Source organism: Synechococcus sp. H55.7 (assembly GCF_047462395.1).
In the GTDB taxonomy this organism is placed as follows: Bacteria; Cyanobacteriota; Cyanobacteriia; order Thermostichales; family Thermostichaceae; genus Thermostichus.
Genome location: NZ_JANSJD010000011.1, coordinates 83,471 through 108,978, shown reverse-complemented (window position 1 = coordinate 108,978; position 25,508 = coordinate 83,471). Strand labels below are relative to the sequence as shown.

The 25,508-nt window shown below is 61.2% G+C and carries 22 protein-coding genes, 1 tRNA gene and 1 riboswitch; of the genes, 13 read left to right on the top strand and 10 right to left on the bottom strand.

Annotated features, from left to right (window positions below; genetic code table 11):
* Positions 1 to 73: 73 nt before the first annotated feature.
* The 5 genes from NW851_RS07410 to trpC all read right to left on the bottom strand — a co-directional run bounded on the left by NW851_RS07410 (position 74) and on the right by trpC (position 5,349).
* On the bottom strand, positions 74 to 1,144 hold the full coding sequence (locus NW851_RS07410; RefSeq protein ID WP_414337481.1) for a sirohydrochlorin chelatase: 1,071 nt from the start codon (positions 1,142 to 1,144) through the stop codon (positions 74 to 76).
* Between the two features lie 29 nt (positions 1,145 to 1,173).
* Positions 1,174 to 1,310: riboswitch (cobalamin riboswitch) on the bottom strand.
* Between the two features lie 142 nt (positions 1,311 to 1,452).
* Positions 1,453 to 3,783: a heavy metal translocating P-type ATPase gene (locus NW851_RS07405; protein ID WP_414337478.1), complete on the bottom strand. Its 2,331-nt coding sequence runs from the start codon at positions 3,781 to 3,783 to the stop codon at positions 1,453 to 1,455.
* Positions 3,784 to 3,910: 127 nt separating this feature from the next.
* On the bottom strand, positions 3,911 to 4,105 hold the full coding sequence (locus NW851_RS07400) for a heavy-metal-associated domain-containing protein (RefSeq protein ID WP_414337475.1): 195 nt from the start codon (positions 4,103 to 4,105) through the stop codon (positions 3,911 to 3,913).
* A 64-nt stretch (positions 4,106 to 4,169) separates the two neighbouring features.
* On the bottom strand, positions 4,170 to 4,409 hold the full coding sequence (locus tag NW851_RS07395; RefSeq protein ID WP_414335099.1) for a DUF5340 domain-containing protein: 240 nt from the start codon (positions 4,407 to 4,409) through the stop codon (positions 4,170 to 4,172).
* A gap of 40 nt (positions 4,410 to 4,449) precedes the next feature.
* The gene (trpC, locus tag NW851_RS07390) at positions 4,450 to 5,349 is read right to left on the bottom strand and encodes an indole-3-glycerol phosphate synthase TrpC (protein ID WP_414337498.1); all 900 of its coding nucleotides are present in this window, start codon (positions 5,347 to 5,349) and stop codon (positions 4,450 to 4,452) included.
* Positions 5,350 to 5,701: 352 nt separating this feature from the next.
* Here trpC and hmpF point away from each other — a divergent pair, with 352 nt between their 5' ends.
* The 4 genes from hmpF to fabD all read left to right on the top strand — a co-directional run bounded on the left by hmpF (position 5,702) and on the right by fabD (position 10,623).
* Positions 5,702 to 7,435 (top strand): pilus motility taxis protein HmpF, encoded by a 1,734-nt coding sequence (gene hmpF, locus NW851_RS07385; RefSeq protein WP_414335100.1) that lies wholly within the window; start codon positions 5,702 to 5,704, stop codon positions 7,433 to 7,435.
* Between the two features lie 209 nt (positions 7,436 to 7,644).
* Complete coding sequence (plsX, locus tag NW851_RS07380; protein ID WP_414335101.1) at positions 7,645 to 8,736, top strand: phosphate acyltransferase PlsX; 1,092 nt, start codon at positions 7,645 to 7,647, stop codon at positions 8,734 to 8,736.
* Between the two features lie 5 nt (positions 8,737 to 8,741).
* On the top strand, positions 8,742 to 9,749 hold the full coding sequence (locus NW851_RS07375; protein WP_414337471.1) for a beta-ketoacyl-ACP synthase III: 1,008 nt from the start codon (positions 8,742 to 8,744) through the stop codon (positions 9,747 to 9,749).
* A 4-nt stretch (positions 9,750 to 9,753) separates the two neighbouring features.
* Positions 9,754 to 10,623, top strand: a complete 870-nt coding sequence (fabD, locus tag NW851_RS07370; RefSeq protein ID WP_414337468.1) for an ACP S-malonyltransferase — start codon at positions 9,754 to 9,756, stop codon at positions 10,621 to 10,623.
* Here fabD and NW851_RS07365 read toward each other — a convergent pair.
* Both NW851_RS07365 and gcvP read right to left on the bottom strand, forming a co-directional pair.
* Complete coding sequence (locus NW851_RS07365) at positions 10,601 to 12,214, bottom strand: glycoside hydrolase family 3 protein (RefSeq protein WP_414337466.1); 1,614 nt, start codon at positions 12,212 to 12,214, stop codon at positions 10,601 to 10,603. The genes fabD and NW851_RS07365 overlap by 23 nt on opposite strands.
* Positions 12,211 to 15,156 (bottom strand): aminomethyl-transferring glycine dehydrogenase, encoded by a 2,946-nt coding sequence (gene gcvP, locus NW851_RS07360; RefSeq protein WP_414337463.1) that lies wholly within the window; start codon positions 15,154 to 15,156, stop codon positions 12,211 to 12,213. The genes NW851_RS07365 and gcvP overlap by 4 nt, the downstream gene beginning before the upstream one ends.
* A 214-nt stretch (positions 15,157 to 15,370) precedes the next feature.
* On the opposite strand from gcvP, the gene psbU reads away from it, so the two are divergent.
* The 6 genes from psbU (at position 15,371) to NW851_RS07330 (ending at position 19,230) form a co-directional block, all read left to right on the top strand.
* Positions 15,371 to 15,733: a photosystem II complex extrinsic protein PsbU gene (psbU, locus tag NW851_RS07355; protein ID WP_414336235.1), complete on the top strand. Its 363-nt coding sequence runs from the start codon at positions 15,371 to 15,373 to the stop codon at positions 15,731 to 15,733.
* A gap of 22 nt (positions 15,734 to 15,755) precedes the next feature.
* Positions 15,756 to 16,160, top strand: coding sequence for an Rpn family recombination-promoting nuclease/putative transposase (locus tag NW851_RS07350; RefSeq protein WP_414337460.1), 405 nt, complete (start codon positions 15,756 to 15,758; stop codon positions 16,158 to 16,160).
* A complete protein-coding gene (locus tag NW851_RS07345; RefSeq protein WP_414337457.1) occupies positions 16,145 to 16,447 on the top strand; it encodes a DUF4351 domain-containing protein in 303 nt (100 codons plus the stop codon). The genes NW851_RS07350 and NW851_RS07345 overlap by 16 nt, the downstream gene beginning before the upstream one ends.
* Positions 16,448 to 16,506: 59 nt before the next feature.
* Entirely contained in the window at positions 16,507 to 17,586 is a 1,080-nt protein-coding gene (gene csaB, locus NW851_RS07340) for a polysaccharide pyruvyl transferase CsaB (protein ID WP_414337454.1), read from the top strand.
* Between the two features lie 170 nt (positions 17,587 to 17,756).
* Positions 17,757 to 18,341, top strand: a complete 585-nt coding sequence (locus tag NW851_RS07335) for a lysostaphin resistance A-like protein (RefSeq protein WP_414337452.1) — start codon at positions 17,757 to 17,759, stop codon at positions 18,339 to 18,341.
* Positions 18,342 to 18,405: 64 nt separating this feature from the next.
* A complete protein-coding gene (locus NW851_RS07330; protein WP_414337450.1) occupies positions 18,406 to 19,230 on the top strand; it encodes an alpha/beta hydrolase in 825 nt (274 codons plus the stop codon).
* A 77-nt stretch (positions 19,231 to 19,307) separates the two neighbouring features.
* Here the strand turns inward: NW851_RS07330 and NW851_RS07325 are convergent, their stop codons facing one another.
* On the bottom strand, positions 19,308 to 20,363 hold the full coding sequence (locus NW851_RS07325; RefSeq protein ID WP_414337448.1) for a hypothetical protein: 1,056 nt from the start codon (positions 20,361 to 20,363) through the stop codon (positions 19,308 to 19,310).
* Positions 20,364 to 20,645: 282 nt separating this feature from the next.
* On the opposite strand from NW851_RS07325, the gene NW851_RS07320 reads away from it, so the two are divergent.
* Both NW851_RS07320 and NW851_RS07315 read left to right on the top strand, forming a co-directional pair.
* A complete protein-coding gene (locus tag NW851_RS07320; protein WP_414332679.1) occupies positions 20,646 to 21,296 on the top strand; it encodes a peroxiredoxin in 651 nt (216 codons plus the stop codon).
* Between the two features lie 215 nt (positions 21,297 to 21,511).
* Positions 21,512 to 23,560 (top strand): hydantoinase/oxoprolinase family protein, encoded by a 2,049-nt coding sequence (locus tag NW851_RS07315; protein WP_414337446.1) that lies wholly within the window; start codon positions 21,512 to 21,514, stop codon positions 23,558 to 23,560.
* Between the two features lie 45 nt (positions 23,561 to 23,605).
* Here the strand turns inward: NW851_RS07315 and NW851_RS07310 are convergent.
* A tRNA-His gene (locus tag NW851_RS07310) sits at positions 23,606 to 23,678 on the bottom strand.
* A 68-nt stretch (positions 23,679 to 23,746) separates the two neighbouring features.
* On the opposite strand from NW851_RS07310, the gene NW851_RS07305 reads away from it, so the two are divergent.
* Complete coding sequence (locus NW851_RS07305; protein WP_414332675.1) at positions 23,747 to 24,547, top strand: photosystem II S4 domain protein; 801 nt, start codon at positions 23,747 to 23,749, stop codon at positions 24,545 to 24,547.
* Between the two features lie 49 nt (positions 24,548 to 24,596).
* Here the strand turns inward: NW851_RS07305 and NW851_RS07300 are convergent, their stop codons facing one another.
* Positions 24,597 to 25,508, bottom strand: a complete 912-nt coding sequence (locus NW851_RS07300) for a homogentisate phytyltransferase (protein ID WP_414337444.1) — start codon at positions 25,506 to 25,508, stop codon at positions 24,597 to 24,599.

The following is a 25,508-nucleotide window of genomic DNA, read 5'->3' as shown; positions in this document are numbered from 1 at the left end:
AATACATCCAGAATCAGTCAGAGGGTGCTATCCATCCCCACCGTATAGACGGTGGGGAATTCCGCACCTTACGTTAAGGCACTTGCCAAGCCCGTCGGTGGTAATCCTCTAATTGAGCCCAGGGATCCGCAGCCGCTGCGGGGGCATGGCCGTGGTTGTGGTGATGGTGATGGGATCCCTGCCCATGGGAATGATGGTCATGATGATGGTGGTGGTGATGGGATCCCTGCGCGTGAGGGTGATCCTGATGGTCATGGTGATGAGTATGCCCCACTCCCAGCTCTGCGCTCACCGCCAGGCGAAACTTGCAGAGGTGGCAGTTCATTGGGGTTTGTCCCTGGAGGGCTTCCTGCTCCAGTTGCTGCAGGCTGTGCAACACCGTATCCACAAGACCCAACTCCGGCAGCATCAGCCACTCGATCTCGGGGTGGCAGCGTCGCCGCTCTTGCACTGCTGCCTCGATTTTTTTCACCAGCACCCCTGTGAAGAGAAAATAGGGCAGCACGATCACCCGGCGCGGCTGCCAGGACAAGGCCCGCTCCAAACCCACCGGCAGGCGGGGGTGGGTGATGCCGATAAAGCAGGTCTCTACGGCGGCCAACCCCGACCCTTCCCAGAGCAGCCGGGCCAGCTTACAGGCTTCGGCGTTGGCTTCGGGATCGCTGGAGCCGCGACCGACAAACAGCAACACCGTTTCCGCCCCTGGGATCTGCCGCGGTTGGGCAGCCAGCAAAGCGGCCAAGCGATCTCGCAGCAGTTGCAAGATCTCGATGCGGATCCCCAGCGGCCCCCCGTAGTGGATGCGCAACTGCGGGTGGAGGGCCTGCAGGCGATCCAGCTCCACGGTCACGTCGAACTTGTTGTGGCGCGCCCCAAACAACAACAGCGGCAGGGCCACGATCTCCTGCCACCCTTGGGCCAAGCATTGTTCCACCCCCTGGGCGATGCTCGGCTGCGCCAGCTCCAAAAAACAAGGGATCACCGGCCGCTGGGGGGTGAGGGATTGGTACGCTTGGGCCAACTCCAGAAAGGCTTGCTGCCCCTCCGGGTCGCGGGATCCATGGCCGATGAGCAAGAGGGGCAATGGAGGAGAAGGAAACTGCCCAACCGCAAGGGGAGGGGAAACAGGGAGGGTATTCAACACAAAAAACTCCGTTCCTTGTGAATCGCAAGGGGTACAGGACAAGGGCAGGTGGGTGTTCTGGCTGAGGGAGGGATCCCATCACAGTTGCGTCACAGTGGCGGATTTGCACCGCGCTTTCCCCAATCTGCCCGAGCCTCTTAGGTTAGCTTGCCGCTTGCTCTTCACCAAGCCCCCCTGGGGGGATAGCCCCGGCCCCCTACCTTGATCCCTAGCTCCCCTCTCCCTCAGGGAGAGGGGCTGGGGGTGAGGGTGCCTCAGGGAGAGGGGCTGGGGGTGGTCGCGCTAGCGGCGCGGAGCGCTTGGGTGCCTCAGGGAGAGGGGCTGGGGGTGAGGGCTGGGAGAGGGGTTGGGGGTGAGGGCCGAAAATGCCGCAGCCGCAGGGCATTAGCCACTACAGAAACAGAGCTCAAGGCCATGGCCGCCCCCGCCAGCATGGGGTTGAGCAACCAGCCGGTGAAGGGGTAGAGCGCCCCGGCGGCAATCGGGATCCCGAGGGTGTTGTAGATAAAGGCGAAGAAGAGATTTTGGCGGATGTTGGCAAGGGTGGCGCGGCTGAGTTGAATGGCGGTGACCACGCCCCGCAAATCGCCGGCTATTAGGGTAATGTCGCTGGCAGCTATGGCCACATCGGTGCCCGTCCCGATGGCGATCCCCACATCGGCTTCTGCCAGTGCCGGCGCATCGTTGATGCCATCTCCCACCATCGCTACCGGGTGTCGGGGCCGTCTGAGCTGGCGAATGTAGGCTGCCTTTTGCTCAGGACGGACTTGGGCGATCACCCGGCGAATGCCTGCCTGCCGAGCAATGGCCTGGGCAGTGGTGGGGTTATCCCCGGTTAGCAGAATCACCTCCAGGCCCATCTCCTGCAGCTGGCGCACCGCGGCGGGGGAGGTGGGTTTGATCGGGTCGGCAATGGCCAACAGCCCCACCAGACGATGGGATTGCGCCACGCCGATCACCGTTTTGCCCTGGCTTTCCCAGGTCTGAACCCGCTCCGACCAAGAGGGATCCCACGGGATCCCCAGCCAGCTCAGCCGACCGATGCGCACCTGCTGCCCCTCCACCCAGGCTTCTGCCCCCTCGCCCACTTTTGCCTGAAAGTGCTGGGCCGACGGGATTGAGATGCCTTCGGCTTTGGCTTTTTGCACCACCGCCTGGGCCAGCGGATGTTCCGAGTATTGTTCCACTGCTGCTGCCAGGCGCAACAGGGCTAGGGGAGAAGAGCCTGGCGTCCAGATATCGGTGACGCTGGGACGGCCCTCGGTGAGGGTGCCGGTTTTGTCCAAGACCACCGTGCGCAAGCGGTGGGCCAATTCCAGGCTATCGGCGCTTTTTACCAGGATCCCCAATTCCGCCCCCCGCCCCGTCGCCACCATGATCGAGGTGGGGGTGGCCAACCCCAGCGCACAAGGGCAGGCGATGATCAGCACCCCAATGGTGTTCACTAAGGCCAGCGTCGGATTGCCCGCCAGCCCCCACCAGAGGACAAAAGTTAGAATGGCTACCCCGATCACCGCCGGCACAAACCAGGAGGTCACCCGATCCGCCACTTGTTGAATGGGGGCCTTGGATCCCTGGGCCTCCTGCACCAGGCGCACGATCTGGGCCAGAAGCGTATCTTTGCCCACCCGCCGCGCTTCCATCACAAAGCTGCCCGTCTGGTTGAGGGTGGCCCCGATCACCTCATCTCCTGCCGACTTGCTCACCGGCAGGCTCTCGCCAGTTACCATCGACTCGTCCAGGCTGGAGGATCCCTCTAGAATGACCCCATCCACCGGCACCTTCTCACCGGGGCGCACCCGGATCCGATCCCCCACCTGCACCGCCGCAATCGGGATATCCTGCTCCACCCCGTCGCGGATGACCCTTGCCGTTTTCGGCTGCAACCCCATCAGCTTGCGAATGGCTTCGGAGGTTTGCCCTTTGGCCCGCTGCTCCATCCACTTGCCCACCAGCACCAGGGTGACGACCACCGCCGCCACTTCGTAATACACATCCGGGTGCAGGCCCTGGCGATGAAAGAAGTCGGGGAAAGTCGTCGCCAAAAGGGAGTAGAAAAAAGCAGCGCTCGTTCCCAAAGCTACCAAGGTATTCATGTCCGCCGAGCGCCGTTGCCAAGCCGCCCAGGCGCCACGATAAAAGTGCTGGCCCACCCAAAACTGCACCGGCGCCGTCAGCAGCAACTGCAACCACGGATCCTGCAGCCAGGGGGGCAGGCCGGGGATCTCCCGTCCCAGCATCATCGGCAGGGATCCGATCAGCAGCACCGTGCTGAGGCCCACTCCTATCGCCACCTTCAGCTTCAATTCCCGTTCCGCCACCCATTGGGCGATCCGTTCTGTGTCGTCCGGATCCGACTGTTGCCAATCGTCTTCGACCAAGCGCGCCCGATACCCCGCCTGCTCCACCACCCGGATCAATGCTTGGGGATTCACCAGCCGGGGATCCCCGCGGACGATGGCCTGCTCGCTGGCAAAGTTGACCGTTTGGGCTGTAACGCCCCGCACGCGACTCAGGGCCTGTTCAACGCCGGCAGCGCAGGAGGCACAGCTCATACCCTGGATGGCCAAGCGCCAAGTGCCGCCAGCAGATGAAGCGGACAGGCCGGGGGCAGCGGAATGGGAACCAGAATCAGACATGGCTGTCCTCAGAGCAAAAATTTAGGTAGTAAAGAAAAAGCGACGCAAAAGCTCTCTTCCCCCCCACAAGGGGAAAACCCCACCTCTGAACTCTGTCCTGCCGACGCCGCCGGGCAGGAAAAAATCGCTAGGCCGGCGGATAGCCCACTTGGGCAAGCACCTGCCGCCAGTCGCTGTCGGCTCGCTCAGACGTAATCCGCACCTGCTTGGTCTTGGGATCCGCTTCCACTTGGGCCTGGGGATCCCGTTGCCGCACCGCCTGCGTGATGGTATCTACACAAGCCGCGCAGGCCAGCTTGGGCACCGTCAAAACAACTTGCATCCTGGGAAGCCTCCCCAACCCACTGCCACCTGCTTGATGCTAAACCTTCCAGTGGGCTGGAAGGTCAAGAGGGTGGCTGAGGTTCCTCTATGTTCCAGCGGTAATCCACCTGATAGCCCCGCTGTCGCCACTCCTCCTCCAGTTGCAACTGTTGGGTCAGGGCTTTGCGCAAAGAGTTGATCAGCTCTTGCGTGCGGGCTCGATTGCCAAAATCCTGTTCCTCCACAGTCGGAAACGTTTGCCGCTCCAGAACCCGCAGCAGAAATTCGTAGTGGACGTGAGCTGGCACAGGAATACGTTTCATCGATCTAGGCCATTCTTGGGATCCATTGACAATCCTGGGTTTACTGGGGTGACAACAGGGAGCGGACGGCTTGGCCGGGATCCGGCTGCGTTACCAGCGCTTCCCCCACCAGCACGGCGCGCACCCCCCAGCTCCGCAACTGCTGCAGATCGGCAGGAGAGTGAATGCCGGATTCGCTGACCACCGGCAGATCGCCCAGGCGATCCCGGTGGGCGGCCAAGAGATCCCGCGTCGTGTTCAAGTCCACCGCAAAGGTTTTGAGATCCCGATTGTTGATGCCGATCAACACCTGACCTTTGGCCTGGTGCAGTTGCGGCAAGCCCAAAACCCGCTGTAACTCTTGGCAAGTGTGCACCTCCAACAGAGCTGCCATGCCCAATTGCTGGATCAGCTTGAGAAAATAGCCCAAATCCGCATCCGAGAGAATGGCAGCAATCAACAGCACCGCATCCGCCCCCAGAGTACGCGCCCAGAGGATTTGGTAAGGGTAGAGGATGAACTCCTTGCACAGGATGGGGATCCCGACTGCCTGGCGGATCTGGCGCAGATACTCGCCGCTGCCCTGAAAAAACCGCTCATCCGTGAGCACCGACAGGCAACTGGCTCCCGCCGCCTCGTAGCTTTGGGCAATGGCCACCGGATCAAAGGGATCGCGGAGAACCCCACGGCTGGGGGAGGCTTTTTTTACCTCGGCAATCAGAGAAACCGGATGAGGAGATTGGGTGAGGGCCGCCACAAAATCCCGCACCGGCGGCGCTTGATCCAGTTGCTGCTGCAATTGCTTCAAGGGGAGCTGCTCCCGCTGGCGCTCCACCTCCTGCTCTTTGTGCCAGATGATCTCCTCTAAAATGTGGCGCGGTTTGGCTTCCGGCGCTGTTGTCTGGTACACCTGAGAGGCGACGACGACCGGCGGGGCAGGAGAACGCCGACGAACGGCCAGCGGCTCACCTTCTAGCTCCATACCACCCCTGAACAGAACTCTACACCTCACCCTAGACTACTCTAGTGCTCTGCGGTCGGTTTGAATAGCTACCCCGAATATCCCCAAACCGCCTCTGGCAAAGGTGTTTCTTTTACCCTATGGTTGAGTGTAGAGCTGAAGCGCTGCCCAGAGCGATGTGGAATCAAAATCAACAGTAAACGTAGTCGAGAAGCTTGACGCAGCCTCTTGCGCTCTGGGGAGTTTTGCTCCGGCAGTCGTTCCGTCCCTCTTTTTTGCCGATCGTGGGCAAAGGCTCGGCTGAGCAGAGTTGGGAAGATTGCTGTCCATGCTGTTTTGAAGGAGTTCAGGCGTGCTGTACCTAGCAGAGCTATCCAAGCCGATTGGGTTTGCTAAGTCATCTCTGCAATTGCTGGCCAAGCAGCAGCAGGACAACACCTGGGTGGCCGTGAACGAAGAATCCATTACCCTGGAAGGCCGCATTGCCCAAGAGGCCGGTCGCTTCAAGGATGGGGCCTTGGTACTGGCGGAAATCTCCGGCAACCGTCAGGTTGCCCGCATCAACGAAGCCGCCCGTCAACTGGTAACCTACCTGCAAAATTTCAGCCGTTTGCAGGACAAAGCCCGCAGCCAGGAAGAGGAGATCGAAGTTTGGAAACAGTCTCTCACTTTTCAGGCGCATGAGCTGACTCGCCGCGAGATGGAATTGGCAGCCCAAGAAGAGGAGGTGCGGCGGCTGTACGAGCAGTACAAGGGCGTGGAGGAAGAGCGCAAGCTCCTGGACAGCCTCAAAGAGGAACTGGCGACCCAGCAAGCCTACCTGGCCGAACAACAGCGCCTGATCGGGGAACAGCGAGAAGCCCTGAACCGGCAGCGGCAAGAGTTGCAAGCTCAGTTGCAAGAGGCCCGCTCCAGCCGTTTGGGGGAAGCAGAAGCAGCCCAGCTCCAGGCTTTGATGCGGCAGCTTCAGGAGAGCCTGCATCCGGCCGGGGATCCCTTGGCGCTTCTGCACAGCCTAAAAAGCCAGGTTCAGCAGCAGCAGGAGCACTTGAATCAAGAGATTGTCCAATTGGAGGCAGAACGTCAGCAGGCCCAAGCCCGGCAAGAGGAGCTGGATCGGGACCACCGCGCTTGGCAAGAACGCCGCACGGCTTGGTGGGGATCCCGACAATCCCTAGAACAAGGTCAAGCGGAATGGCAAGCCCGGCAGGGATCCCTGCGAGCCTATCAAGAGCACCTGCAGAGGATCCTCCAGCAGTTGCAATCCCAAGAGAGCTTGTTCCAAAAAGCCTATCGTCTGGTGCAGGAGTACGACTTCATCGTCGATGGCAGCAGCAATGGCGGGCCAGGTGCCTCAGGGTCGGCGATCTCGGTGGAGGAGCTGGCGGCCTTGGTGAGCCAACTGCGTCGCGATTATGAGCAGCGGGCAGCCCAGGTTAGCCAGCAGCGGGCGGAGCTGGAGCAAAACCGGCAGACCCTGCGGGAGCTGCAAGAGCGGCTGGCCACCGCCTCTCCCGAGGAGCGGTTCGATATTGAAATGGATATTGACTACGCCCAGTCTGCCTGCAGCGCCCTGGAAGAGGCCCTGGCGCCCCAGGAGAAAAACCTGCAGCGGGAATACGAAGAGCTGGCCCGCCAGGAAGCCCGTCTCAGGCAGCTTCAGAATCAGGCTGCCGCCCCGGTTCAAGTGGATATCGGGCCGATCCTGGAGCAGATCGGCAGCCAGAAGCAGGATCTTCTTCAGGAAAAAAACCGTCTGCAAACCCTCGTTCACCAACTGGAATCCTCCCTGGCCTCTCAACAGGAGCAACTGGCCCGCCAAGAGCAGGAATTGCAGCAGCAGTGGCAACAACTGGAGCAGGAGGAGAGATCCCTGCGGGCGCGCACCCAGGCGATGGCCGAAACCTGGGGCCGCCTCAACCACCTGCAGGCCACCCTCTACCCCGAGCGAGATCGCTGGGCGGAGTTGGCAGGAGAGTTGGCGCAGTTGGAGGCGGAGCTGGGCCAACACCAGGCGAGAAACTCCGCGGCCCACGCCCACGTCCAACAGGTCCACTCTCTTTTGGCTGCCCTCACTCAGGCTTGAGAGGGTGGGGAGAGCCGGCTCCAACGGATCCCTTCTGTTTCGGCGCAGGATCTGCAGTCTTAACGAAGAGAACAAATCTGGTAAAATTCGGTAGCATCCTGCAGCCATTGAGGCTCCCAGCTTTTGGGCAGGGGAACTGCAGAGCTTGTTGCGCTTTGCTCCGGTTCTTGCTTGCGGTTGCCAAGGACATTCCAATGTGAGGTCGGCTCGTGCGAATTGCGGTTGATGCGATGGGGGGTGACTATGCTCCCGAGGAGATCGTCAAGGGTGCCTTGCTGGCCCATCGACAGCTTCGGGTCGGGATCGCACTGGTGGGTTGCCCGGATTCCCTGAAGCCCTTTCTGCCCCAGCCCTTGCCCGCCGGGATCACCCTTGTGCCCGCTGAGGACAAGGTGGGCATGGCAGAAGAGCCCTTGATGGTGCGCAAGAAGCCCAAAGCCTCCATCAACGTCTCGATGCAACAGGTGCGGGCCAACCAGGCGGATGCGGTGGTGGCCGCCGGCAACACCGGGGCAGCGATGGCTGCAGCTTACCTCAATTTGGGCCGACTGGGGGGAATCGACCGTCCCGCCATCGGCGCTCTTTTGCCCACTTTGAAGGGCAAGCCGGTGCTGCTTTTGGATGTGGGCGCCAACGTAGACTGCCGGCCCCGCTTTTTGGAACAGTTTGCCCGCATGGGATCCCTTTACTGCCAGTGTGTGTTGGGGATCGAGAAGCCGCGGGTGGGCCTGCTCAACATCGGCGAGGAGCCCAACAAAGGCAACGACTTGGCCCTGGCTACTCACCAGCGCTTGAGCCAGTTGCCAGGGATCCACTTTGCCGGCAATGCCGAGGGGCGGGACGTGCTGACCGGGGAGTTTGACGTGGTGGTGTGCGACGGCTTTGTCGGCAATGCCCTGCTCAAGTTTGCCGAAAGCGTCGGCCAGGTGATCACCCAGGTGCTGCGGGAGGAGCTGCCCCGCGGTTGGCGCGGCAAGCTGGGCTGCTGGCTGCTGCGGCCCAACCTTAAGCAGGTGAAGCGGCGCATGGACTATGTGGAATACGGCGGCGCTCTGCTGCTGGGAGTGAACGGCATCTGCGTCATTACCCACGGCAGCTCCAAGGCGCCGATGGTCTACCATGCCATTCGTTTGGCCAAAGAAGCGGCGGAGCAAAAAATCCTGCAGCGACTGCAAGCGGAAATGGCCGATCCTCGCGAGTCTCATCTCAGTTCCGAGCGGCGCGCCCGGCCTTTTCAGTCTGCCTCTGACTGCAGCTCAGAGGTGCTGCCTCTGCGACCTTTGGATCGGGTGGAAGGATAGCGTCCATGCCCAGCAATGGCCTCCCAACGGTGCGGCTGGTGGGGGTGGGGGCTGCCCTGCCGGAGCCTTGCCTGAGCAACGAAGACCTCAGCCAGATTGTGGAAACTTCCGATGAGTGGATCTGGCCCCGCACTGGTATCCGTCAACGCCGTATTCTCCCTCCCCACTTGAGTTTGGTGGACTTGGCGGCTCAGGCGGCAAGGGCCGCTCTGGATCAAGCCGGGATCCCGCCCCGAGAATTGGATTTGATCCTGCTGGCCACTTCCACCGCCGTCGATCGCTTCGGCTCGGCTCCACAGGTACAGGCGGCGCTGGGGGCAACGGGGGCGGTGGCTTTTGATCTGACGGCAGCCTGCACAGGGTTTGTGTTTGCCGTGGCCACAGCAGCGCAGTTTTTGCAAACCGGTCTGTACCGGCGGGCGCTGGTGGTGGCGGCGGATGTCCTCTCCCGCACGGTGGATTGGGCGGATCGCACCACCTGTGTCCTGTTTGGGGATGGGGCGGGGGCGGTGGTGCTGGAAGCGGGGGAAGCGGGAGCTGGCGGCATCCTCGGCATTGAGCTGCGCAGCGATGGCAGCGGCAGCGAGCTGCTCAGCTTGTCCATGGCCACCGAGGCCAGGCCCCTGGTGGGATCCCTGCAGGTGGGTCAATACCGCTGCTGCCCCATTGCCATGAATGGCCGCGAGGTGTACAAATTTGCCGTCCAGGTGGTGCCGGAGATTATCGAGAAAGCTCTCTTTCGGGCCGGGATCCCGGCGGAGGCGGTGCAGGGGTACTTTATCCACCAGGCCAACCAGCGCATTCTCGATGCCGTGGCCAAGCGCTTGCAGTTGGATCCACAACGGGTGGCCAGCGTCCTGGAACAGTACGGCAACACCTCCGGCGCTTCGGTGCCGATTGCCTTGGCCACCTGGATCGACCAAGGACGGTTTAGCGCTGGCGATCTGGGGGTGATGGCGGGCTTTGGCGCCGGCCTCACCTGGGGAGCGATTGTCTTTCGTTGGGGGAAATGAATTGATGACCGTTGCCTGGATCTATCCCGGCCAGGGATCCCAAGCGGTGGGGATGGGAAAAGACTTACAAGATTGGCCAGGGGCGGCCCAGAAGTTGGCTTGGGCCCGCGAGATGCTGGGATGGGATCCCTTGGCGCTGTCGGAAGCGCAGATCCATCAAACTGTCTACACGCAGCCGGCTTTGTTTACGGTGTCGGCCCTGCTGACGGACTATCTCTATGCCCAGGGGCAGGCTCCCGCCTGCACAGCCGGCCACAGCTTGGGAGAATATAGCGCCCTCTACGCCGCTGGGGTATTTGATTTTGAGACTGGCCTGCGGCTGGTGGCGCTGCGGGGCCGATTGATGGAAGCCGCAGGGGATCCGCCGGGCAGCATGGCGGCGGTGATGGGGTTTGATCGCGACAAGCTGGAGCACCTGTGCCAGATGATCCCTGATGTCACCCTGGCCAACGACAACAGCCTGGATCAGGTGGTGATCAGCGGCTCGGTCGAGGGGGTGCAGGCTGTTTGTGAGCAGTTGCAGGCCAAGCGCACCGTTCCTCTCAAAGTCAGCGGCGCCTTTCACTCGCCCTTGATGCAGGCTGCTGCCGATGAGTTTGCCCATACCTTGCGCGCCGTTGACTTTCGGCCCCCACGGGTGCCGGTCTACAGCAACTGCAACGCCACCCCCAGCCGGGATCCCGCGGTTCTCAAGCAGGCGCTGCTGTCCCAGATGACCGCCCCTGTCCGCTGGCGAGAGACAGTGCTGCAGATGGCTGCCGACGGCATCCAAGAGGTGTGGGAAATCGGCCCCGGCAATGTCCTGACGGGCTTGGTGAAGCGAACAGTGCCCACCCTGGCGCGGCGCAACATCAGCAGCCTCGACCGCTGCTAAGGGATTCCACCGGCAAGCGACCCCGGGCCGGGATCCGCCCCAGCAACACCTGGAGCAGCGCCTGCAGCGAGACAGGGGTAGAGCCATAGCAGGCCAAATAAACCGGGATCTGGGGCAGGGCAAAGGCATCGTAGGGGGATCCCAAAGCCAACCCGATCACCTTTTCGGGAGGAAGGGATCCCAGCAACTCCCTCTGAAGTGGGTAACGAAATAGATCAAGGGAGCCCACCAGCACTTGGTCAGCTCTTGGCGCCCTTTGCAGGGTTGTTTGCCAATCCTCAGGGGTAGGCTCTGGGCTGATCTTGAGAATTTGAGCAGCAGGCCGGGCGTTTTGGAGAAGATCCCCCAGAAGAGGCACAGGAGTGATGAGCAGCGGGTCGGGGGCCAAAGGGGGCAGGGATCCCCGCAGGAGCGTGATGCTGTCTTGAGCGATTTGGCGGGCCAGCGCTTGGTGCTCTTCCAGGTCGGCAGAGGGGAAAGGGGGGCAGGGGGATCCCAGTCCGTAGCGCCGCTTCAAGTTCAAAATCCGCTCCACCGACCGATCCAATTGTTCAACTGACAAACGCCCAGCGCGAAACTGTTGCAGCAGATGGGCGTAGGCTTCTTTTTGGATGGCCGGGCTAAAGCCGGGATCAGCCCCAAATAGGAGCACATCGGCCCCTGCCCGGAAGGCCAGTTCTGCCGCTTTGGGAATGCCATAGCTGCGGGCAACGGCCCCCATGGTCAGGGAATCCGTCAGAACAAGCCCCTTGAACCCCAGCTTCTGCCGCAACCAACCCGACACCACCTCAGGATCCAGCGTCGCCGGCCGCAAAGACTGCGTCCTGCTGTCGCGTTCGCGGAAGCGTCGCGTAGCGCTAGCGGATCCCAGGGCCGGCATCACCACATGCGCCGTCATCATCGCCTCTGTGCCTGCCCGGATCAAAGCCTGGAACGGGCGCAGCTCCGTGGCCTGTAGCGCCTCCAGAGGGCGATCCACCCGCGGCAACCCCAGGTGGGAATCGAGGTCGGTGTCCCCATGGCCGGGAAAATGTTTGGGCGTGCAGAGGATCCCGGCTTGCCGGTAGCCACGCCACAGGGCCAGGCCATAGTCCGCTACCTGTTTCGGATCCGACCCAAAGGCGCGGATGCCGATAATGGGGTTGTGGGGGTTGCTGTTCACATCCACAACGGGGGCGAAGTTGAGGTTAAACCCCAAACTTTTCAGCTCCGTTCCCACCGCACGGGCCATCGCTTCCGCCTTCGCCAGGGATCCCGCCGCTGCCACCGCCATGGCGCTGGGAAACACGGTTACCCCCTCGGTGAGGCGCGCCACCGGCCCCCCTTCTTGATCAATGCCTATCCACAAGGGGATACGGGCTTGTGCTTGAGCTGCGGCAATGAGTTGGGCTACCTGGGGCAACGTTTGAATGTTTCCGGCAATCGAATAGAAGATCAGACCGCCCACGTGGCAGTTCCGGATCATCTCCTCGAGGGCAGGGGAAAACTCGGCTCCCTCAAAATAAACCAGGAACAGTTGCCCAACTTTTTCCTCAAGGCTCCAAGCCCTGGGATCCACTTCGGCGGCAGGAAAAGAGATCGGGCGTGTCAAAGCAGATATCCTTCGACGTCACTGTTAAAGGATCGGGTTTCCAGCCAGGGCTGACAACTGCACACCAGGTGGCGATCTCCGTAGGCGTTGTCGATGCGGCTGACGCTGGGCCAGAACTTACGGTCTTTGACCCACGGGAGGGGATAGGCGGCCAGGGAGCGAGGGTAGGGGCGATCCCAGTGATCGGTGACCACTACCTCGGCGGTGTGGGGGGCAAGTTTAAGGGGGTTGCGCACGGGATCCATCTCGCCCCGCTCAATGGCAGCAATCTCCTGGCGAATGGCAATCATTGCCTCGCAGAAGCGATCCAGCTCTTCTAGGGATTCGCTCTCAGTGGGTTCCACCATCATTGTCCCCGGCACTGGCCAGGAGATGGTGGGGGCGTGGAAGCCGTAGTCCATCAGCCGCTTGGCTACATCCTCGACCTCAATGCCGGCGCTTTTCTTGAGGGGGCGCAGATCCAGGATGCACTCGTGGGCCACCCATCCCCCTGGCCCTTTGTAGAGCACCGGGTAGTAGGGATCCAGCCGCTTGGCGATGTAATTGGCGTTGAGGAGGGCCACTTGGGTAGCTAGGGTGAGGCCGGCGGATCCCATGAGGCGGATGTAGGCCCAGGAGATGGGCAGGATGCTGGCGCTGCCCCAGGGGGCGGCGCTGACCGGGCCGTTGCAACCAGGCAAAAACGGGTGGCCGGGCAAATGCGGCAGGAGATGACGGGCAACGGCAATAGGCCCCACCCCCGGCCCGCCGCCGCCGTGGGGGATGCAGAAGGTCTTGTGCAGGTTGAGATGGCAGACATCGGCTCCCAGCTCCGCAGGACGGCAGAGGCCCACCTGGGCGTTGAGGTTGGCCCCATCCATGTACACCTGCCCCCCGGCCTCGTGGATTATCTGGCAAATCTCGCGGATCCCTTCCTCAAACACCCCATGGGTGGAGGGGTAAGTAATCATCAGGGCAGCCAGCCGTTCCCGGTGCTGCTCCACCTTGGCCCGCAGGTCTTCGAGGTCGATGTTGCCGGCCCTGTCGCAGGCCACGCTCACCACCTGCATCCCGGCCATGACAGCGCTGGCGGGGTTGGTGCCATGGGCGGAGGTGGGGATCAGGCACACCTGGCGCTGGCTTTCCCCGCGGGCCTGGTGGTAGCGACGAATGGCCAGCAAGCCGGCATATTCCCCCTGGGATCCGGCGTTGGGCTGGAGGGAGACGCCGGCAAAGCCCGTGATCTCTGCCAGCATTCGCTCCAACTGGGCAAAGAGGGTTTGATAGCCGCGAGCTTGTTCCAGAGGCGCAAAAGGATGGAGCTGGGCAAACTCCGGCCAGGTTATGGGCAGCATCTCGGCTGTGGCGTTTAGCTTCATGGTGCAGGAGCCCAAGGGGATCATGGAGTGGACAAGGGAGAGATCCCGGCTCTGCAGGCGGTGGATATAGCGCAGCAGCTCCGTTTCCGAGTGGTAGCGGTTAAACACCGGATGGGTGAGGTAGGGGGTGGTGCGCAAGAGCTGAGGCGGCAGGCTTTGGTGGGGATCCGAACTCAGGCCTTCGGGATCCCAGGCTGGCTCCTTGGAGCCAGCGAAGATTTCCCAGAGATCGCGCAGATCTTGAGAGGTTGTGGCCTCGTCCACGCTGATCCCCAGGGTAGTCTCGTCGATCCGCCGCAGGTTGATGCGCCGCTGGGCGGCCCGCTCTTGGATCTGGCCGACCTGTTCGGGGGACTCTGCCTTCACCCAAAAGGTATCGAAGAAATACTCTGGCCCCACCCTGTAGCCCAGATCCCGGATCCCGGCGGCCAGGTGATGGGCCTGGCGATGGATGCGTTCGGCAATTTGCCGCAGGCCGCGCGGGCCGTGATAGACGGCATACATGGAGGCCACCACCGCTAAGAGCACCTGGGCGGTGCAGATGTTGCTGGTGGCCTTGTCGCGGCGGATGTGCTGCTCCCGCGTTTGTAGGGCTAGGCGCAGGGCCGGCCTGCCCTGGGCATCTTGGGAGATCCCCACCAGCCGCCCCGGCAGCAGCCGTTTGTGGGCCTCGCGGGTGGCAAAGTAGGCAGCGTGGGGGCCGCCGTAGCCCAGGGGCACCCCAAAGCGCTGGGTGGATCCCACCACAATGTCTGCCCCCCACTCCCCTGGCGGTTGCAAGAGAGTCAGGCTGAGCAAGTCAGCAGCTACGGCCACCACCATCCCTCTTTGGTGGGCCTGCTCCACCAGCTTGCGGTAATCCCGGATCTCTCCATAGGTGTTGGGATACTGCAAGAGCACGCCAAAGCCGTTCCCAAGCTCAAACTGGGAAGGATCTGCCACGCGCACCTGGATCCCCAAGGGTTCTGCCCGCGTCTGCACGACGGCAATGGTCTGGGGATGGCAGCCGCGATCCACCCAGAAGACCTGGGATCCCTTGCCTGCCAGGGCGTAGGCCAGGCTCATAGCCTCAGCGGCAGCAGTGGCTTCGTCCAGCAGGGAGGCATTGGCGATCTCCATGCCTGTTAGATCGATCACCATCGTCTGGAAATTGAGCAGGGCCTCTAGCCGCCCCTGGGCGATCTCCGCCTGGTAGGGGGTGTACTGGGTGTACCAGCCGGGGTTCTCCAGAATGTTGCGCTGGATCACCGGCGGCGTCAGGCAGTTGGAATAGCCCATGCCCAAAAAGGAGCGCCACACCTGGTTCTGGGCCGCCATTGCCCTCAGTTCTGCCAACACTTGCTGCTCACTGCTGGGGGATCCCAGGTGCAGGGGTCGGCTGCTGCGAATCGCCGCCGGCACCGCCTTATCCACTAATTCCCGTAGAGAGCTCAGCCCCAAGGCCTGCAACATCTGACGGATTTGCTGGGCGTCCGGCCCGATGTGCCGCCAGACGAAGAGTTCTCTTTGCTCTAGCAGCTCCAGCTCTGGATCGACGGCAGAGAGAGAGGGGCTGAGGGGATGGAGGATGGTGGAGTCGGACATGGGGCAAAACAAAAGCGATGAGCAGTTGGTCAGCCGCCAAAAGGCTATTCCCCGATCATAGTTGTTAAAAATTGTTTCTGACGGGATCCAAATCTGAATCTGGGTCTCGATTCGGGGTAGCGGGGATGAGACACTGAATGGTCGGAGAATGTTAGCGACCTATCCCCTGAGCGTTGTCATGACTGCTTTCAACCTTGTCTGCAAAGGTGGTGCTATGCGTCGGCTGTTGTCTGCTTTGGTGTCTATCCTGTTGATGCTCTGTCTGTGCTTGGCCCCCTTGGGGATCCCGGCCGTGGCGGCAGAGCTTCCGCCGGTGAAACATCTTGACACTCCCATCGATGTGAACAACACCATCCTGCGCAACTACCGCCAGTTGCCCGGCTTCTATCCCACCCTGGCCCGTATTCTGGTGAAAAATGCTCCCTACAACAGCCTGGAGGACATGTTGCAGATCCCAGAATTGACGGAGCAGCAGAAGGCCTTGATCAAGGCGAACGCGGAGAACTTCGTGTTTGGGGAGTACCAAGAGGGGGCCAACCAACTGGAAAACCGCATCAACCAAGGCTACTACGGCTGATCCCGGCCAGCCAAGGGATCCCATGGCCTACGACAACGTCTGCAAGTACCTGGTAGAGTGGTTTCCCGACTCCTTTGCCCGCTGGCTACTGGGATCCCCGGTTCCCTTGGCCCAAATCCAGCCAACAGAGCTCTCCAGCGAGCCCATCAGAGCCGATTCCCTCATCCTCTTGAGGGCCCAAAACTTGATCCTGCACCTCGAATTCCAGACCGATCCGGATCCCGAGATCCCCTTTCGCATGGCAGACTACTGCCTGCGCCTGTATCGCCGCTATCCTGCCCAGGAGGTGCGGCAGGTTGTCGTCTACCTGAGAAAAACCCAGTCGGAACGGGTGTACCAAACTTCTTTCCAACGGGGATCCCTATCCCATGGACACCAGAGGAAATTAGCAGGGTGCTGGGAGGTTTGTCTGTGCGGGAATCGGTGATCTACCAGATGTGGCGGGCAGAAGCCCTCCAGGAAGGGCGAGAGGAAGGCCTGAAACAAGGCCTACAACAGGGTCTACAGCAGGGTCTGCAACAGGGTCTGCAGCAGGAGGCAGCTCGGCTGACTTTAAATCAACTGCGGCGCAAACTGGGGCCCTTGCCCGAACACCTATCTGAGACCCTTTGTCACCTGCCCACTGAGCAACTGGAAGCGCTGGCGGAGGCATTGCTCGACTTTCAAACCCTGGCCGATTTAACCCAATGGCTCAGGAGAACCTTATCAAACTAGTCTTGTTAAACTTGCCATCTAGCGATCCCAGGCCAGCTTCTTTCAGCCAAGTGGGCTCGATGAAGCAGCCCCAGGTTTTGATATGTGGCTACCACGGCTACGGTAATGCCGGCGACGAGGCCCTGTTGCTGGCTCTGCTGCAGCAGCTCCGGCAGTTGCCCAACCCCGTACAGCCGGCGGTGCTTTCTCCCTGCCCTGCGGAAACGGCTGCCACCTATGGAGTGATGGCCTGCCCGCGCTTCGATGGATGGGCTTTGCGGCGCTATCTGAGGCAGTCTCAAGCTTTTATCTGGGGTGGGGGCAGCCTGCTGCAGGATCGCACCAGTTGGCGCAGCCCGCTCTACTATCTGGGGTTGATGCTCTGGGCCCAGCGGCGGGGGCTGAAGACCTTGGCGTGGGCCCAGGGGATCGGCCCCTTGCAGCGGGGCTGGATCCGCGAGCTGGCCCGCCGGTCTCTAGCAGGTTGTACGGCCATCAGTGTGCGCGACGCCGTTGCCTCCCAATGGCTGCGAGACTGGGGGATCCCCCATCAGGTGGCCCCGGATCCGGTTTGGGGCCTGCCCGCCAAAACCCTGCCGGAGTGGGAAAGATGGCCTCAGCCCCGCATTGCCGTGGTCTTGCGGCAGCATCCCCAGCTCACTCCAGCGCGACTTGAGACTTTGGCGGAAGGCTTGAGGCGCCTCCAGGTCTCGACGGGGGCCTATCTCCTTTTGCTGCCCTTCCAACTGGCTCCTCCCAGATCCCCCGACCTGGGGCCAGACTACCGCCTAGCGCAACAGCTGCAACAGCGCCTGCCCGGCCCCAGCCAGGTGTTGGAGATTCGGGATCCCCATCTTTTAAAGGGGGTCTTTCGGGGGGTGAAATTGGCAATCGTTATGCGCTACCACGGCTTGGTGATGGCGGCGGCTGAGGGTTGCGCCTGCTTTGGCCTCAGCTACGATCCCAAGGTAAAAACGCTACTCGGGGAATTGGGCATGCCCGGCTGGGATCTCGAGGCGATCCCAGAGGATCCCGAAGCTTTGCACCGGGCTTGGCTGGCTTGCTATGCCGACGGACCGGCCCTCAGCCCTGACCAAGTGGCCGTTTGGGTGGAGCGATCGGCCCAGCACGCCCAGTTGCTGAGGCAGCACTTGCCTTAAGGGAGAGGGGGGATCCCAAGCTCCTACCCCCTTGACCGAGGCAATGGCGGCGCAAACCACGCTCTCTAGAGCTGGGGAGAGCATCAACTGAGAGTCTTCCCCGCTGCCAGTGTGGATTCGGGCAGCCGTTCTTATCGGAATTCGCCCTACGCTGGAAATAGGCTCCTCCCATGAGTGCCAAGATGCAACCCTGTACCCGCCAACAGATCTTGATCGGGATGGGCCTCACCAGCCTGATCCTGGCCCTCATCGCCGGCCTCTGGATGTGGCTGGGATCCCTCCGCGTGCCCTTTTGCTGGGATCCGCTGGCCGTCGCCTGGGGAGCGGCGCTGGGGCTGGGGGTGGCGCTGCTTAGCGGCGGGGCTTACTGGCTTTGGCCGGCCTATCGCCGGGCGGCTTCCGCCTACTTGCACCTGGTGGCGGATCCCTTGCAATGGCGGGATATCTTCTGGGTGGGGGTGCTGCCGGGCTGGAGCGAGGAATGGCTGTTTCGCGGCGTGCTGATGGGATCCCTAGTGGCCAGCCCCTTGGGGTGGACAGGCGGGATCCTCCTGAGCGGCCTCTTGTTTGGGGTTTTGCACTGGCTAGAGTGGCAGGGTTGGCCCTATGCCGTCTGGGCCAGCGCCGTGGGCATCCTCCTGGGGCTGGGCGTGTGGCTATCGGGAAACCTGTTGGTAACCATCGTCGCCCATACTTTGGTTAACTGGATTGGGGTTTGCCTCTGGAAATGTTCTGCCCTGCCAGCCGAATCCTGAAGTGCTCGACGTCGCCGCCCCCCTCTCCCTCTGGGAGAGGGGTTGGGGGTGAGGGGAAGGAGCAATGAGTAAGCCCTTTCTGGGACTGCGGCTGGGGCCATCCTTGCTGCTCATCGGCCTAGGGGTATACGGCTACCTGCTCTGGCTGGGCCGATTTCAATCAGAGCGGCTGATCTTTTTGCCCCGCCCCGCCAGCTACCAGGATGGGGACGCCATTCTCAAGCTCACCACCGCCGATGGCCTGCAGATTTCGGCAGTCTACCTGCCCAATCCCGCAGCCACCTATACCCTCCTCTACAGCCACGGCAACGCCGAGGACTTGGGGGATATCCTGCCGCGCCTGAGGAAGCTGCAGCAGGGGGGGTTTAGCGTCTTGGCCTACGACTACCGCGGCTACGGCACCAGCGAAGGGATCCCTTCCGAGGCCGGCGCCTACAAAGACATTGAAGCGGCCTACGCTTACCTACTAGCTCAGGGGATCCCGCCGGGGCGGATTTTGCTTTACGGACGCTCGGTGGGAGGTGGGCCCTCAGTTTACTTGGCAGCCCAAAAGCCGGTGGGTGGCTTGATCCTGGAATCCACCTTTGTAACCGCTTTTCGCGTCTTGACCCGCATCTCCCTGCTGCCTTTTGATCGCTTCGACAACCTCAGCCGCATTGCCCAGATCAATTGTCCGCTGCTGATTTTGCACGGCACTCAGGATCGCTTGATCCCCTTCTGGCATGCCGAAGCCCTTTACCAAGCAGCACGGGATCCCAAGCGTTTGGTGCCCATCGAGGGAGCCGATCACAACAACTTGCTCCAGGTGGTCGGGGAGCGCTACCTGCCCATCCTGCACCAATTTGTGGCCGATCTGGTGGATCCCAACCTTTTCCTGGACAATCCGTAGATCCCAGCGGGTTTGAATAGCGCTAGCCTAACAGCCTGTCCTGCTCCAAAGACAGAAGTGGACAAGCGTGAGGATTTTTAAGTGACTTTTTGACCCATCAGTTCTTGCAACAGGTTCTGCGCCGTTCCCATATAGCGCAGCACATCGGGATGATGGCTCCAGAGCAGGTCGCTTTCGGGGAAAACCTCCAGCGAGAACATGCCCTGCACGGCTCGCAGATAAGGCAGCAGGACAGTGTAGCTGGCCGGGGTGAGCTGAAAGCGCAGCGCCTCGCCCAAAAGCTCCAGCATCTGCCGCACCAGTTTCCACTCCACCTTCAAAGGGGGGTACAGCATCACACAAAGGGGAAACAGCTCCTGCTGCACAGCCATCACACTGCCTTCTAAGGCACAGAGGCCCAGGTACACCTGGAACATCTCCACATCGCGGATGCTGGAGATCCGCACTTCCAGATCCGCCAAGAGGCCGCTTTCACAGTGATAGTTCGGAAAACGCTGCGCCACCTCAGCACAGATAGACTCTGCCACACCGGTAATCAGGGGCAAGAGCTCTTGCACGGCAGCCAGGGGGGCGGAAAAGGTATCGCCTGCATGGGCGGCGGCATTCTCATACATTCTTTGTAGGGGCATGTACAGGTGGTCGTCCATGACCTTCAAGTAAGGTTGGAAGAGGCCGCGCTCCTGAGGTGACAAGGCTTGCGAGACCATTTGCCCCGTGTAGTGGAATTGCATACTTAAAAAGCCCAGCACCCGCGGATCCCGTTCACTGTAGCGGGCCCGCAGCCGTCCACAGAACGGCGCGATCTTTACCGAAAAGCGGGCCGGGGAGAGGCCCTCCCCCCAACTTTCCGCTGCCTTTTCAAATAACTCGCGGGAATCCTCGGCAATTTGCCAGGGATCGATCAAGTCCGGATCCAGCCGCTGCCTCGGGATTTCAGCAGCCAAGAGCCGCTCCGTCTTGGCCCAGGCCTGGGAGCTGGCAAAGCGCAGGGATCCCTTTACTTTGTCGGCTAATTGGGTACCTGGCAGCTCGCCCAAGGCCGCCTGTGCCCGCAACTTGTCTACATATTTTTGGGCCCACAGGGTGGCCAGGCTGTAAGGTGTAGCTGCTTCTGGGCTTTCCATCGATCCCATGACCTCAGCAGAGAACCTAGATTCTGTTGTCTACAATACCCCTAGCACGCCGCCGTTGCAGCCTGTAAGGAAACTACAGAATGTTAAGACTGCCCACAACAATTGTTCACATTAGGAAAGGGCTTCTCACCTTGCGGACAAGTTGGCGATGATCTTAAAATCACCTAAAATCCGCTCGGAAAAGTGGAGTTTTTGTGGCAAAATAGACAGCAGACGGATCGAGCGCAAGGATCCGGATCCTGACCTCACCGGACTGAACCCTTTACTGAGGAGAAAGAGCGTATGTCTCTCCGACTTGGCGATACGGCTCCCAATTTTACGCAAAAGTCCACCCACGGCGAAATCGACTTCTATTCCTGGGCCGGGGATAGCTGGGTAGTGTTGTTCTCCCACCCTGCCGACTACACGCCGGTCTGCACCACCGAGCTGGGTACTGTTGCCAAGCTGATGCCCGAATTTGAAAAGCGAGGGGTGAAGGTGCTGGCCCTCAGTGTGGACGATGTGGACTCCCACGTTGGCTGGGTGAAAGACATTGAGGAAACCCAGAACGCTACCTTGACCTACCCAATTTTGGCGGACGTTGACCGCAAGGTCTCGCAGCTCTACGGCATGTTGGATCAAACCAACCTCAACCAAGAAGGGCTGCCCTTGACGGTGCGCTCGGTGTTCGTTATCGATCCCAACAAGAAGATACGCCTCATCCTCACCTATCCGGCCAGCACGGGCCGCAACTTCGACGAGCTTTTGCGGGCCATCGATGCTCTACAGTTGACGGATAAGTACAGCGTCGTCACCCCTGCCGACTGGAAAGACGGCGACGATGTCATTATCCCGCCTTCGCTGAAAGATCCGGAAGTGCTCAAAGAAAAGTTCCCGAAAGGCTACAAGGAAATTAAGCCCTACCTGCGGGTCACCCCTCAGCCCAACAAGTAAAAGTCTCGGCAATCCAACCGATTGGTGATCGGCTCGATTGGGATCCCCTCTTGGGGATCTTTTTTTGGCGGGAAACCCCGCACCCTATCCTCAGGATGGCTGTCGGGATCAGAGCCAGGGCGCTGGGGGAATGCCCTATGGGAAGATACGATAAGGGTGACAGTTCCGGCAAGCCCCGCTTCAAGGTACCAAATCACTAGGCGTGAGTCGGGAGTATGTCACATCCGACCAATCTGGATCAGATGACAGCAAGCCGAGGCTGGGCTCGCTTGGGGATCGATGTGGGCGGCACCTTTACCGATCTGGTGCTCTTGCAGGATGGCCAGATTCAGACGGCGAAGGTGCTCTCTACACCTAGCCCTGAGGAGGGGGTCTTGGCAGCGCTGGACAAGCTGGGTGCGCTCAAAGGGGGGCTCTGGGTTGACTTGTTCTGCCATGGCATGACGGTGGCCACCAACGCGCTGCTGGAGCGCAAGGGATCCCCCACCCTGTTTCTGACCACGGCGGGTTTTCGCGATGTGCTGGCCATTGGCCGTCAAAACCGCCCCTCTCTGTATGACTTGACGCAGCCCAAGCCGGAGCCGGTGGTACCCCGCCACTGTTGCCTGGAGGTGAAGGAGCGTTGCAGCGTGGACGGGGTGTTGGAGCCGCTGACCGAGGAGGAGATCCGCCGCGTGATCCAGGCGGTGGGCGAGCGGGTGCGGCAGGACGGGATCCGCGCCGTGGGGGTGGGGTTTTTGTTTTCCTTTCTCTACCCAGAGCATGAGCAGCGGCTGGGAGCCGCTTTGAAAGAGGCTTTCCCTGACTTGCACGTTTCCTTGTCTTGCGAGGTAGCGTCGGAGTTTCGGGAATACGAGCGCTTCAGCACCACCGCCCTCGATGCCTACCTCAGCCCGGCGCTGGCGGGCTACCTGCACCGCTTGGATTCAGGATGTCGAGAGAGAGGGATCCCCCAACCCTTGATCATGCAGTCTTCCGGCGGGGTGACCTCGATTGCCCAGGCGGCGGCCCACGCTTCGGTGGCTTTGCTCTCGGGGCCGGCAGGTGGGGTTTACGGGGCGGCCTATCTGGGTCGCCTGAGCGGCTACCTCCACTTGCTCAGCTTCGATATGGGGGGAACCAGCACCGATGTAGCCCTCATCCAAGATGGGATCCCTCAGGTCAGCCCGTCAGCGGTGGTGTGCGGCCTGCCGGTGCAGCAGCCCCAAATCGATATCCACACCGTCAGCGCCGGCGGCGGATCCCTGGCCTCTTTGTTGCCGGGCGGTGGGCTGCAGGTGGGGCCGGAGAGTGCCGGCTCCAACCCCGGGCCGGCCGGCTACGGCCGAGGGGGAACGGCTCCCACGGTGACCGATGCCAACCTCTGGCTGGGGTACTTGCCGGATGGCGGTCGGTTGGGCGACTCCGTCCAGTTGCGGCGGGAGCTGGCGGAACAAGCCATAGCCACGCTGGCGGATCCCTTGGGCTTGAGCTTGCAGGAAACTGCCGTTGGCATTCGCACCCTGGCCAACGCTGCCATGTCACGGGCCTTGCGGGTGATCAGCGTGGAGCGGGGCTGGGATCCTGCCGATTTTGCCCTGCTGGCCTTTGGTGGAGCTGGGCCCATGCATGCCTGTGCTCTGGCGGAAGAGCTGGGCATCCGCAAGATCTTGATCCCGGCTGCCTGTGGCGTGCTCTCGGCACTGGGCATGGCTTTGGCCGATCTGCGGCGGGACTACCGGCGGGCTATCCTACAACCCTTGCAGCGGCTGGCGTCGGATTCAGGGGGATCCCTGCTAGCCCAGTGGGCAGAACCCCTGATCCGCCAGGCCCAAGCCGACTTACAAGAGCCGGCGCTGCACTTTAGCTTGGACTTGCGCTATCGCGGCCAGTCTTTCGAGCTGGAGATCCCGGTGCACCTGTCAGAGCCGATTGCTCGCCTGGAACAACAGTTTCACCAGGCCCACCGGCAGCGCTATGGCTGGCAGGATTCGGCCCAGCCGGTGGAGGCGATCCAGTTGCGTCTGCGGGCGGTGCAGGCTCTGCCCACCGTGCCTCTGACTGCACCTTGCCCTTTGCCAGGGGATCCCCTCAAGGGGCGGCGAGAGGCCTGGATGGGCGGCCAGATGCGGTCAGTGCCGGTCTACGATCGGCAGCGCATGGGTGTGGGGTTTCAACTGCGCGGGCCGGCGATCGTCGAGATGCCGGAGGCAACTGCGGTAATCGACGCCGGTTGGACGGCTGCCATTGACGCCGTGGGAACCTTGGTCTTGAGCTGCGGATGAACTCATCTCTCACGTTGGGAGAGAGGTGAGGGCTGGCTGGGAAAGGGCGGACGATGGGACTCGAACCCACGAATGGAGGATCCACAATCCTCTGCCTTAACCGCTTGGCTACGCCCGCCAGGATTTCGGGTATCTAGCTTAGCATGGGAAAAACGGGACTGAGCTACAAAGTCGAAGCACCCCAAAATGCTACCCAAAGCCGATTTACTGCAAGGGGCAGAGTATCGAGAAACCCTGGCACGGGTCTTGGATTGGGGAGACCAAGCCCTCAAAACCTGGCAAGTGGTCTGGAGCGACTTCCTTTCCCCACCCGAACTAGCCGAGGTGCAAGCTCGGCTGCGCAACTTGACCGAACTCCAAGTGTGGGCTTGGGGAGGGTACCCCCAGGCAGAGCGCCAACGCTTGGCCCTGGCTCGCTCTGAAGTGAGTCTGGAGGTCGGGGATCCAAAGCCCGATCAAGAAGGGATCCCCTTGGCCGCCCTGCAGATTCAAGGCAACTTCCTGTTCGACCCGGCCACCCACCGGGATTTTCTGGGAGCCTTGTTGGCAGCCGGCATCGCCCGCGAGAAGGTGGGAGACATCCTCGTGTTGGGAGACTCAGGTGCCCAGGCCATTGTGGTGCCCGAACTGGTGGACTATCTCAGCCTCAACCTGACTCAGGTGCGCACGGTGCCTGTCAAAGTGAGCCGGATCCCTCTGAGCCAGTTGAAAGTTCAACCCCCCCGCGTCAAATCCATCACCAGCGTGGAAGCCTCTTTGCGCTTGGATGCAGTGGCCTCAGCCGGGTTCGGCATCTCCCGCAGCAAGATGGTGGAAGAAATCCAACGGGGGGAAGTGCGGGTCAATTGGAAGCCCATTACCCAAGCCAGCTACACCGTTGGCCCTCAGGATTGGATCGCCATTCGTGGCCGCGGCCGGCTGCAAATTGAAGAGGTAGCCGAAACAAAGAAAGGCCGCTTTCGAGTCCAAATGAAGCGGTATCTCTAGGTTTTTTCTGGCCTGAGCTTGGGCAGATCCTTAGCTACAGGAAAATGCTCTAGAAAAAAGAGAAAAAAGCCCAAGGATAAAGCAAATACTCTAAGTAAAACAACTTCCAGATCAGTTGATAATAACCAACGATCGCATCTCGGCGACTGAGATCGAGGTGGACACCATAGCCTAAGAGGATCCCCAGCCCTAACAAATGACCCATCAACAGCCAGAGGCCGTTGCCCGCGAGGGGCAAGGAGATCCCCACCCCGATAAACCCCAGATAGCAAAAGGCCAAAATGGTGATACAAAACCTTGAAATCCGCTCTGGCCCAAAGCGCAATGAGAAGGTGGCAATGGCAAACTGGCGATCCCCCTCCATGTCGGGAATATCTTTAAAAAGGGCGATCACCAAGCCGAAAATCGACATAAATCCCGTTAGCCAAACAATCGGAGCAGAAAGCTCGACCCTTCCTTGCATCACCTGCTGAAAATGGCTGTAAAGGCCCAAATTGACGATCAAACCGCGCACGCTGTAAATGCAAGCCGAGGCCGCCAGCGGAAACCGCTTCAAACGCAAGGGGGGCAACGAATAGGCCGTGCCGATCCCATTGCTCAACAGCACCGTCAGCAACAGGTAAGGGATCCCAGCCGCGGCCAGCAGGAGGGACGCCGCCCCACAAGCCACGACGATCCCCAGCCCCTGTCGCCAACTCAGGCATCCGGCAGCCAAGGGCAAATGGGGTTTGTTGACGCGATCGATTTCCACATCCGTCAGTTGATTCAAGCCGACGATGTAGACGTTGGCCGCCAAACAGGCCGCCCAAGCCAAGCCCAATTGGGGCAGCGCCGAGAGAACCGGTTGCAGGGATCCGGCAGCCACGAACCCCGCCAACAGGTAGAGGCCCAGCACGCTGGCGCTGGTGCCATAGACGGTGTGAGGCCGAGCAAAACGCCAGAGAACTTGTGGACGCAACAT

Bases quoted from the DNA above. Each gene is read 5' to 3' on its own strand.
- NW851_RS07405 (WP_414337478.1), bottom strand. From the start codon at position 3,783: ATGTCTGATTCTGGTTCCCATTCCGCTGCCCCCGGCCTGTCCGCTTCA.
- NW851_RS07400 (WP_414337475.1), bottom strand. From the start codon at position 4,105: ATGCAAGTTGTTTTGACGGTGCCCAAGCTGGCCTGCGCGGCTTGTGTA.
- NW851_RS07395 (WP_414335099.1), bottom strand. From the start codon at position 4,409: ATGAAACGTATTCCTGTGCCAGCTCACGTCCACTACGAATTTCTGCTG.
- NW851_RS07375 (WP_414337471.1), top strand. From the start codon at position 8,742: ATGCCCAGCAATGGCCTCCCAACGGTGCGGCTGGTGGGGGTGGGGGCT.
- fabD (WP_414337468.1), top strand. From the start codon at position 9,754: ATGACCGTTGCCTGGATCTATCCCGGCCAGGGATCCCAAGCGGTGGGG.
- gcvP (WP_414337463.1), bottom strand. From the start codon at position 15,156: ATGTCCGACTCCACCATCCTCCATCCCCTCAGCCCCTCTCTCTCTGCC.
- psbU (WP_414336235.1), top strand. From the start codon at position 15,371: ATGCGTCGGCTGTTGTCTGCTTTGGTGTCTATCCTGTTGATGCTCTGT.
- NW851_RS07350 (WP_414337460.1), top strand. From the start codon at position 15,756: ATGGCCTACGACAACGTCTGCAAGTACCTGGTAGAGTGGTTTCCCGAC.
- csaB (WP_414337454.1), top strand. From the start codon at position 16,507: ATGAAGCAGCCCCAGGTTTTGATATGTGGCTACCACGGCTACGGTAAT.
- NW851_RS07335 (WP_414337452.1), top strand. From the start codon at position 17,757: ATGAGTGCCAAGATGCAACCCTGTACCCGCCAACAGATCTTGATCGGG.
- NW851_RS07330 (WP_414337450.1), top strand. From the start codon at position 18,406: ATGAGTAAGCCCTTTCTGGGACTGCGGCTGGGGCCATCCTTGCTGCTC.
- NW851_RS07325 (WP_414337448.1), bottom strand. From the start codon at position 20,363: ATGGGATCGATGGAAAGCCCAGAAGCAGCTACACCTTACAGCCTGGCC.
- NW851_RS07320 (WP_414332679.1), top strand. From the start codon at position 20,646: ATGTCTCTCCGACTTGGCGATACGGCTCCCAATTTTACGCAAAAGTCC.
- NW851_RS07315 (WP_414337446.1), top strand. From the start codon at position 21,512: ATGTCACATCCGACCAATCTGGATCAGATGACAGCAAGCCGAGGCTGG.
- NW851_RS07305 (WP_414332675.1), top strand. From the start codon at position 23,747: ATGCTACCCAAAGCCGATTTACTGCAAGGGGCAGAGTATCGAGAAACC.
- NW851_RS07300 (WP_414337444.1), bottom strand. From the start codon at position 25,508: ATGTTGCGTCCACAAGTTCTCTGGCGTTTTGCTCGGCCTCACACCGTC.